This window comes from Veillonella sp. (assembly GCF_015058545.1).
Taxonomy (GTDB): Bacteria; Bacillota; Negativicutes; order Veillonellales; family Veillonellaceae; genus Veillonella_A.
The window spans coordinates 1-9054 of the sequence record NZ_SVCB01000069.1 but is presented as its reverse complement, the minus strand read 5'-3'; the positions used below and the strand labels follow the sequence as shown (position 1 = coordinate 9054).

Genomic DNA, 9054 nt, shown 5'->3' with positions numbered 1-9054 from the left:
CGCCGGACACCTTGCGCTATGCTTTGGAGCAAGAACCGTCCACTTTGGACCCGGCTAAATCGTCTACCTTGCCGGAATCGTCCGTGGAACTGGCTGTCTTCGAAGGGCTTACGCGCTTGAATGCTAAAGATGTGCCGGAACCGGCGGTGGCCAACTCGTGGACGATTTCACCGGATGGCTTGACCTATATTTTTTATCTTCGCCCGGAAGCTACTTGGTCCGATGGCAAGCCGGTGACGGCTCATGATTTTGAGTATGCTTGGAAGCGTGCTTTGAATCCGGAAGTAGCGGCTAATAATGCGTTTATGCTCTATGTTTTGAAAAACGGCGAAGCCTATAACACGGAAAAAGCCAAGGCTGAAGATGTAGGGGTTAAGGCCGTTGACGATCATACCTTGTTGGTTACCTTGGAATCACCGGCACCGTATTTCTTGGGGCTCACGGCTTTTCACGCGTACTATCCGGTGCGTGAAGACATCGTGTCACAGGCGCCTGATACTTGGGCAACTTCGGCAGCTACCCTTATCGGCAACGGGCCGTTTAAACTGGTGAAATGGCAGCACAGTGCGGAATTGCAGTTTGTTAAAAACGATAAATATTGGGATGCTGCGTCGGTTAAGTTAAAAGGCATGGAATGGCCTATCAGCGAATCGCAGAGCACGCGCCTTACTCTCGCTGAAGGGGGCGCCGTAGATATTATGGTAGAGCCGCCGGTGGCCGACCAGGACCGTTTGACGAAGCTAGGCCTTTTCAAAGTGGCGCCGTCCTTGGGGACCTATTATTATGTGTTTAATGTAACGGCACCGCCGTTTGATAATCCGCTGGTGCGCAAGGCTTTTTCCATGGTTATCGACCGCAAGGTTATAGTTGATACCATCGTTCATGGCGGTAAAACGCCGGCTTATGCTTTTGTACCGCCGGGACTTACTGATGAAGCGACGAATCAGGATTTTAGAGCCGAAGGGGGCAATTTGGTGGCCTATAATGTGGCGGAAGCTAAAAAATTATTGGCCGAAGCCGGTTACGGGCCGAATAAACCGTTGCCATCGGTGACGATTTTGTATAATACCAATGAAATGCATAAGGCTATTGCCGAAGCGGTTCAGGCTATTTGGAAAAATGAGCTGGGCGCTACGGTAGAGCTTCAGAATCAGGAAACGAAGGTGTTCATGGCGAACCGTGAAGAAGGGCATTATCAGGTAGCTCGTGCGTCGTGGATTGGCGACTATGCGGATCCACAGACCTTCCTCGATGTGTTCTACGATTCCGCCAATGATGCACAATATCACAGTGAAGCCTATAATGCTTTGATAGAGCGTATTCACAATACGACGGATGTGAAACTTCGTAATGAACTCATGCATGAAGCGGAAGCGATGATTTTTGACGATACTGTAGTTATGCCGATTTACTTCACCACCACGCCGTATGTGGCCCGTGATACGGTGGGCGGGTACTACTGGTCAAGCTTGGGAACGATTGAGTTTAAACATGCGTTCCGCAAGTAGAAATAGCATATAGCGAAAGTATAAACGAATATATTATACTGAATGTAGTCATTGCTGGCGTCGCCTAAATATAGCGGCGCCGGCTTGCGCTATATTCGGTAATGATAAGATTGAAAGACAGGAGATTGTACTAATGGATTGGATTTTGCCAAAACGGTTACAACCGGGCATGACATTGGCGTTTACGGCACCGGCCTCGGCGACGGAAGAAAATCTGGATGGTTTGAAGGCCTTGGTTGAAGCTCGCGGTTATAAGGCTGTATTCGGCGCGTCTTGTTATCGCCATGGCCTCTATGGGGGCACGCCGGAGGAGCAGGCCGCGGAATTTAATACCTTTATGACGGACTCCGATTGTGATGCGGTAATTGCTTTGCGTGGCGGTTACGGCACAGTGCGTTATTTGGATTTATTGGATTATGAAGGCATTCGTAAGGGGCAAAAACCGTTTGTAGGGTATAGTGATTGTACGGCTTTACATACGGCCATTGGTCGCTACAGCCGTTTGGTTACCTATCACGGGCCGATGGGCGTCGATTGGTTAAAACCGGGTCGTGAAAACGATGTAGCCCACTTATTTGATTTGCTTGAGGGGAAAACTTCCGTAATCGAGCCTTTATTGGCGCCACCACGCGGTTTTATCGGCGCCAATATGGAAGAAGGCAGGCTCATTGGCGGCAATTTAGCGATTCTTTGCAGTTTGGGCGGTACGCCGTACGCTCCGAATCCGGAAGATTGGGATGATACCATTTTGCTGTTGGAGGATATTGGTGAACCACCTTATAAAATAGATAGAATGCTCCAGCAGTTGCGCCGTCAAGGCGTGTTGAGCTGCGTTAAAGGGGTGGCTCTCGGAACGTTTACCAACTGTGAAGACGAAGACGAACCGGATTATGAAATCGGCGCTCATGTATTGGATTACATGATGGCGGAACGATCGGAAGACGCCCCGGAACCCTTTGTGTGCTATGTACCAACCGGTCACGGCACGCCTCATCAGGCTTTGCCGCTGGGAAGCTATGTAAGCTTTAGGGCTATTTCCAATACATTGGTGCTGTTCCCTTATTGCGAGGGGACGTCATTTGTAAATGACCCTGTGTCGGTGAAGACCGACTCTCTTGATGCATTAGCGGAGACGAACCCTATTGCCGATTTAGCGGGGGCGAATCATGTTGCCGATTTAACGGATGGGAACCCTATTGCCGACTTAGATGATGTTAAAACTGTGGCGGAGCTGCCTGATGATGGTTCCTTGGCAGCGAGTGAAGCTCGTCTTCATGAGGCCATTCAGAATATAGAACAGCCGCTTATCGATTTGTCCGCTTATTTACATGCCAATCCCGAAGTGGGGTTGACCGAGCATAAAGCGGTCGCGGCGATTAAGACGTTGCTTAAAGAGCAAGCTTTTCAGGTTAAAACCGATGTGAGCGACGGTACGATTCCGGAGCTTGCCACATCCCTTAAAGCTGATAAGGGAAATTCAGATAGTGCCTATAAAATGGCTTTTCTCGGCGAATATGATGCGTTACCGGGACTCGGTCACGGTTGCGGTCATAACTTGATTGCCGCCATGAGTGTGGGCGCTGCCATCGGCTTTGCGGCGGCTGTACCGGAAGCACTGACCACCTTCTTCGGTTGTCCCGCCGAAGAGACCGTAGGGGGCAAAGTATTCATGGCCGATGCAGGCGTATTTAACGGCTATGCCGGTGCCTTGTTGACGCATCCCGCCGATGTGAACGAGCTTGGTGGTTCTTCTTTGGCCAGTCATCCTTTGGAAGTGAAATTTATCGGTCGTTCCGCTCATGTGGCGGATTTAGAAGACAGAGGCATTAATGCCTTGGATTGTGCGGTTACTTTATATGTTGCCGTGAATGAGTTAAAAGAGCAGTGGGGCGATGAAGTGGTTATCGGTCAAATCTTTATCGAAGCGGGCGAAGCGCCGAATATGATTCCCGCGGAGGCTACTTTGCATATGACCGTCAGAGCCCATACGGTGGAGTTTTTAGAAGATATTGTTTTGCCGGCCGTAAAAGCTAAGGCCGTTGAAATTGCTAAAGCTAAAGGGGCTGAAGTTAAGCTTCGCCACTACGAACCGCTTTTTAAAGACTTGCGGGAAGATTTGACTTGGCGTAACTTGGCAGAGCAGGTCATGACAGAGTTTGGTGCCAAGCCTACCATATTGCCGGCTGACGTAGCGGAAGGCAGTACGGACATGGGCAATGTGTCGCATGTGGTACCGACGGTACAGCTCACGTTGGCCATCGGTGAAAACATGGGCCTTCACACACCGGAATTTGCGGCCCGCGCCGGTTCGCCGGAGGGGCTTGCCATGATTCAAAAAGGAGCCCATATTATGGCGCTTACCGCACTGCGCCATTGGTGGCAGTATGGTTGTGTTTTTGACAGAGAAGTAAAATAAAGGTAAAATATATATGGTTAAATTAAGCCGTCTTTTTTAGACGGCTTTTACATTAGATATGCGGTTGGGAGATGACTGATGAGTGTACTAACGGTGTCACATGTGACGCATGGCTTCGGCGCCCGTCAAATTTTGGATGATGCGTCGTTTCGTTTATTAAAAGGTGAACATGTAGGCTTAATCGGCGCTAATGGCGAAGGGAAGTCTACGTTTTTAAATATTATAACGGGTAAAATTCTGCCCGACGAAGGTACGGTGCAATGGTCCAATAAGGGTACCGTAGGTTATTTGGATCAGCACAGCGTATTGGCGGAAGGCCAGACGATTCGCGACGTGCTACGTGATGCATTCAGCGATTTATTCGAATTGGATAAAGAGTTGCAGGCTGCTTACATGGAGATGACCGATTGTGACGAAGCGCGCATGAATGAGCTCTTGGAGAAGACCGGCGAATGGCAGGAAGAGTTGGAACACCGCGGTTTTTACGAAATCGATGCCACCATTGAGCGCACGGCGCAGGGCCTAGGGCTTGTAGACATCGGTCTTGACCGACTCGTTAACGAATTGAGCGGCGGTCAGCGTACGAAGGTATTACTTACGAAGCTCTTATTGCAAAAACCGACCATTTTGCTCTTGGACGAACCGACGAACTATTTGGACGTGGAGCATATTGAGTGGCTTAAGAATTATTTGCAAAATTATGAAAACGCCTTTATTCTCATCTCTCATGACATGGAATTTTTGAATTCCGTAGTCAATGTGATTTATCACATCGAACAGGCGCAGTTGACGCGCTATACGGGGAACTATGAACAGTTCCTTGCAGCTTATGAAGTGCAGCGTGCGCAGGCTGTTAAAGCCTATGAGCGGCAGCAGCAGGAAATTGCGCGCATGGAAGATTTCATTCAACGCAACAAGGCGCGCGTGGCTACGCGCGGTATGGCCAATTCCCGAGCGAAGCGCTTAGAGAAGATGGAGATTTTGGACAAACCGAAGGTTCATTTGGAAGTGTCCTTTGGTTTTAAAGAAGGCCGTACGCCGAGCCGCTTCGTAGTCAGCGCCAAAGATTTGGTGCTTGGTTATGATTCGGCCTTGACTAAACCGGTGGATGTAGTGCTTGAGCGAAATCAGAAAATTGCCGTACGCGGTGTGAATGGTCTCGGCAAAACAACACTCCTTAAAACATTGTTGGGGTTAATTAAACCGTTTGCCGGTGAGGTGGAACGAGGCGACTTTTTACAAGTCGGCTATTTTGAACAGGAAGACAGTGCCCATAATGATATGACGGCACTTGATTATATTTGGAATGCATATCCTGCCATGACGAATGCGGAAGTACGGGCCGCGCTGGCTCGTTGCGGGCTAACCAATGAGCACATTACAAGCCAGATGCGCGTCTTGTCAGGCGGTGAGAATGCAAAAGTGCGACTCTGCAAATTGATGCAGGAGCCGTACAATGTGTTGGTTTTGGACGAACCGACGAATCATTTGGACGTAGCCGCCAAGGAAGAATTGGCTGATGCGTTACGTCGTTTTAAAGGAACGATTTTGGTAGTCAGCCATGAGCCGGAGTTTTATCGCTCTTGGATTACCGATGAGTGGAACGTGGAATCGTGGACGACTAAAATCGTATAGGAGGTCTTGTCATGAAAGAACAGGCCAGCGAGGGTGTTGCACAGTTTTTAACAGCCTTGGGCATTGATTTAAAAGCGGCTGATATGGAGAAAACGCCGCAACGGGTGGCCGGTTTATATGAAGAGTTGTTTGCCGGCATGAATAAGTCCAGCGCTGAGATTTGGGGCGATATTTTCCCTACCGAGTACAAAGGCTTGGTAGCGGTAACGAGTATCCCTTTCTATTCTGTATGTGAACATCATTTGATGCCTTTTTTCGGCACTGCCGATATTATTTACCAACCGAAAGACGGTCGTGTAGCAGGGCTCAGCAAGCTCAGCGATTTGGTGAATTTATTCGCCCATCGGCCGCAGCTCCAGGAGCGCATGACCCGCGAGATTGCGACGGCTCTGGAGACGGATTTGGAAGCGGAAGGCGTGATGGTACGCATTAAAGCAACACATTTGTGTATGCTCATTAAAGGCGAGTTGCAACAAGGAACGGCCGTTGTAACCATGGAATGTCGCGGCGTGTTAAGCCGGACGGGACAGCTTCGGGAAGAAGCTTTGACTATTTTAGGAGGTTCAACGGATGTTCAAACGACGCAGTTATAAATGGGATGACGGCAGAACGTTGGTGCTCAATAACAGTACTTTGATTATGGGGATTTTGAACGGCACGCCCGATTCATTCTCCGACGGCGGCAAATATAATACACCGGACGCGGCTATCGTGCATGCTCGTGAAATGGAAATGCAGGGCGCCGATTTAATTGACCTCGGCGTAGAATCAACGCGGCCGGGTCATACGCATATTTCGGTGGCAGAAGAAATCAGCCGTATGGAGGCGCTCTTAGGTCCTGTCTTGGAAGCTACCAAGGTACCGATTTCCATTGATACCTATCGGGCCGAAACAGCGGATTATGCACTGTCTCACGGGGCACATATCCTGAACGATATTTGGGGCCTTCGTTACGACCCGGATATTGCGGCCGTAGCGGCTAAACACAAGGTGCCGGTTATCATCATGCACAACCAGAATGATACGAATTACGGCGATATCATCGAAGATATGAAAGCCTTTTTCTTTGCGTCTGTGGACATTGCCTTAAAAGAAGGGATTTTACCGCAGAACATTTGGCTCGATCCGGGCATCGGTTTTGGCAAAACGGGCGAGCAGAATATTGAGGTTATGCAGCGTCTCGGCGAATTGACGGCCTATGAATACCCTGTTTTGTTGGCGCCGAGCCGTAAGCGTTTTATCGGGGCCATGCTCAATGATTGCCCGCCGGATCAACGTGACGAAGGCACTGTGGCTGCTTGTATTACTGGCTTAATTCAGGGAATAGATATGGTGCGCGTGCACAATGTAGACATGCACAAAAAAGCATTGACCGTAGCAGATGCCTTGTTGAGAGGAGAGTTCTAATGGATAAGATTGTTTTAAAAAATATGGGCTTTTTCGGGTATCATGGGAACTTGGAATCGGAAAACAGTCAGGGGCAACGTTTTTTTGTGGATGTAACGATTTTAATAGATTTGACCAAAGCCGGTCAGTCCGACGATTTGGCGGATTCCATTAATTATGTGGAAGTATATAATACGGTGGAACGTGTCGTGACGGGGGAACCGCAGAAATTATTGGAAAAAGTGGGTACTTTGATTGCCGATGAATTATGGAATAATTATCGCGGCATTATCGGGCTCGCTGTGGCCATTCGTAAACCGGCGGTACCGATTCCGGGCATGCTGGACTATGCGGAAATTACCATTACGCGAGGTCAAATGTAGGTGAGACTTTTTGATGAAATATATCTATTATCTCAGTTTGGGATCTAATTTAGGCGACCGTGAGCAATATTTGGCCAATGCTATTGACGGTTTGCGTCGCCATGAAGCCATTGAGTCGGTGACGCCCTCTAAATGGCTGGAAACGGCGCCTTGGGGCAACACGGATCAGGGGCCGTTTTTAAATGGTGCCTGTAAGGTTGTTACCACCTTAGAGCCGGAAGCTATGCTCGAGGTGATGCAGGCGCTTGAAAAAGCGGCCGGCCGAGAACGGTTGGTTCATTGGGGACCGCGCACACTTGATCTCGATATCGTGTGGGCTGAAAAAGAAGACGGACACATCTTGGCGGTGCAAAGTGAAACGCTAACGATTCCCCATCCTTATTTGTGGGATAGAGCGTTTGTCTTAGTGCCGCTCAGGGAATTGTATCCCAGCTTTAGTTTTCACGGGCAGATTATTGGGGACAGAATAAACGAATTGGACGAAGCATAATTGTAAGGAATATGAGTATACTCAAGCGATGAAATCCATAGACCTCGGTAGCGAGTAAATGGGTGAATTAATTTAGTTGTCATCAAGGCAATGATTCATTGATGAGTTTCGATATTAATGTTATAATAGGCTCATTCAAGCAGTACGTGACGATGAGGACTAACATATGGCAGAGGAGATAAAAAAAGGCCCCCGTGCGGGCCGTAGGGAACGACCGAAACGCAATAAAATTATAATGTGGGCACAAATCATTATACTTGCGTTAGGTCTTATCTTTATTTTGCGCACGATGTATGATATTTATGTTATCAAACAGCAACAACATCAGTTACAAATTCAAATCGAAGAATTGAAGAAGAGCAATGAAGCGCTGGAACAGGATAAACAGCGTCTTCAGGATCCTAAAGAGATTGAAGGGGTAGCACGCGATGAATTGGGGCTGGTAAAACCGGGCGAAGTACCGTACGTTAAATAGCTGTTGACAAGGTTTTTCAAAGCCCTATATAATTAAACTAGTGTGCATGTATTACGGCACAACGTTTTTAGTAATTTTAGGAGGACATTGGGTTAGCATGGCCATTGAAGTAGGTAGTGTTCTTGAAGGCACTGTTACGGGGATCACGAAATTTGGTGCGTTTGTTGACTTAGGTAACAAACAAACGGGTTTGGTGCACATTTCAGAAGTTGCGAATGAATATGTGGAAAATATTTCGGATTTTATTAAAGAAGCAGACACAGTTAAGGTTAAAGTTTTGAGTGTGGATGAAAAAGGTAAGATCAGCTTATCGATTAAGCAAACATTACCTAAACCGGAAGCTGCGCCAAGAGCGCCAAAGACTGAAAATCGTGAACCTAGAGAACGAGAGTTCCGCCCACGTCAGCATGATGGGCATGCTCGCAGTGCTCACGATGGTAATCGCCGTAATTCTTTTGAACGCAAAAGCGGCGGTATGTCCTTTGAAGATAAAATGAGTCGTTTCTTAAAAGACAGCGAAGAACGATTGACAGATTTAAAACGAAATACCGAATCCAAACGTGGCGGTCGTGGAGGTCGCAGAGATTAAACAGTGAGATGATGCGAAGCTTCGCATCATCTTTTTATTGTACGCCGAATAGGCATGACTAAACCCCCAGTTAAACTGGGGGTCGGTAAAAAACTCTTATAGAAAAGGAAAGAACCTCCTAATGGTACAATGAAGTTGGTCTGGTAACCACAACATTTCAACTTAGGAGGTT

Annotated in this window: 9 protein-coding genes; all 9 read left to right on the top strand. The window is 48.0% G+C overall.

Translation table 11 applies throughout. The features are described 5' to 3' along the window. Positions 1-1508, top strand: a 1508-nt coding sequence (locus E7204_RS04475; RefSeq protein WP_295182002.1) for a peptide ABC transporter substrate-binding protein, incomplete at its 5' end; no start/stop codon positions are given. Between the two features lie 133 nt (positions 1509-1641). Further along, positions 1642-3924: an amidohydrolase gene (locus E7204_RS04470; protein ID WP_295181998.1), complete on the top strand. Its 2283-nt coding sequence runs from the start codon at positions 1642-1644 to the stop codon at positions 3922-3924. 78 nt (positions 3925-4002) lie between these two features. Next, positions 4003-5559 (top strand): ABC-F family ATP-binding cassette domain-containing protein, encoded by a 1557-nt coding sequence (locus tag E7204_RS04465; protein ID WP_021840846.1) that lies wholly within the window; start codon positions 4003-4005, stop codon positions 5557-5559. A gap of 11 nt (positions 5560-5570) precedes the next feature. Continuing rightward, entirely contained in the window at positions 5571-6152 is a 582-nt protein-coding gene (folE, locus tag E7204_RS04460) for a GTP cyclohydrolase I (protein ID WP_295181995.1), read from the top strand. Beyond that, positions 6130-6966, top strand: a complete 837-nt coding sequence (gene folP / locus E7204_RS04455) for a dihydropteroate synthase (protein WP_295181991.1) — start codon at positions 6130-6132, stop codon at positions 6964-6966. Before folE ends, folP begins: the two co-directional genes overlap by 23 nt. Then, on the top strand, positions 6966-7328 hold the full coding sequence (gene folB, locus E7204_RS04450; RefSeq protein ID WP_021840849.1) for a dihydroneopterin aldolase: 363 nt from the start codon (positions 6966-6968) through the stop codon (positions 7326-7328). Before folP ends, folB begins: the two co-directional genes overlap by 1 nt. 13 nt (positions 7329-7341) lie before the next feature. Beyond that, the gene (gene folK / locus E7204_RS04445) at positions 7342-7818 is read left to right on the top strand and encodes a 2-amino-4-hydroxy-6-hydroxymethyldihydropteridine diphosphokinase (RefSeq protein ID WP_295181986.1); all 477 of its coding nucleotides are present in this window, start codon (positions 7342-7344) and stop codon (positions 7816-7818) included. Between the two features lie 166 nt (positions 7819-7984). Next, positions 7985-8293 carry a septum formation initiator family protein gene (locus E7204_RS04440; RefSeq protein ID WP_295181983.1) on the top strand — a complete coding sequence of 103 codons (309 nt, stop codon included), beginning with the start codon at positions 7985-7987 and terminating at the stop codon, positions 8291-8293. Between the two features lie 97 nt (positions 8294-8390). Next, positions 8391-8882: a S1 domain-containing RNA-binding protein gene (locus tag E7204_RS04435; protein ID WP_127058429.1), complete on the top strand. Its 492-nt coding sequence runs from the start codon at positions 8391-8393 to the stop codon at positions 8880-8882. Positions 8883-9054: the final 172 nt, after the last annotated feature.

What these genes read in the sequence shown, in the direction of transcription:
- E7204_RS04470 (WP_295181998.1), top strand. Translation starts at nt 1,642, where the DNA reads ATGGATTGGATTTTGCCAAAACGGTTACAACCGGGCATGACATTGGCG.
- E7204_RS04465 (WP_021840846.1), top strand. Translation starts at nt 4,003, where the DNA reads ATGAGTGTACTAACGGTGTCACATGTGACGCATGGCTTCGGCGCCCGT.
- folE (WP_295181995.1), top strand. Translation starts at nt 5,571, where the DNA reads ATGAAAGAACAGGCCAGCGAGGGTGTTGCACAGTTTTTAACAGCCTTG.
- folP (WP_295181991.1), top strand. Translation starts at nt 6,130, where the DNA reads ATGTTCAAACGACGCAGTTATAAATGGGATGACGGCAGAACGTTGGTG.
- folB (WP_021840849.1), top strand. Translation starts at nt 6,966, where the DNA reads ATGGATAAGATTGTTTTAAAAAATATGGGCTTTTTCGGGTATCATGGG.
- folK (WP_295181986.1), top strand. Translation starts at nt 7,342, where the DNA reads ATGAAATATATCTATTATCTCAGTTTGGGATCTAATTTAGGCGACCGT.
- E7204_RS04440 (WP_295181983.1), top strand. Translation starts at nt 7,985, where the DNA reads ATGGCAGAGGAGATAAAAAAAGGCCCCCGTGCGGGCCGTAGGGAACGA.
- E7204_RS04435 (WP_127058429.1), top strand. Translation starts at nt 8,391, where the DNA reads ATGGCCATTGAAGTAGGTAGTGTTCTTGAAGGCACTGTTACGGGGATC.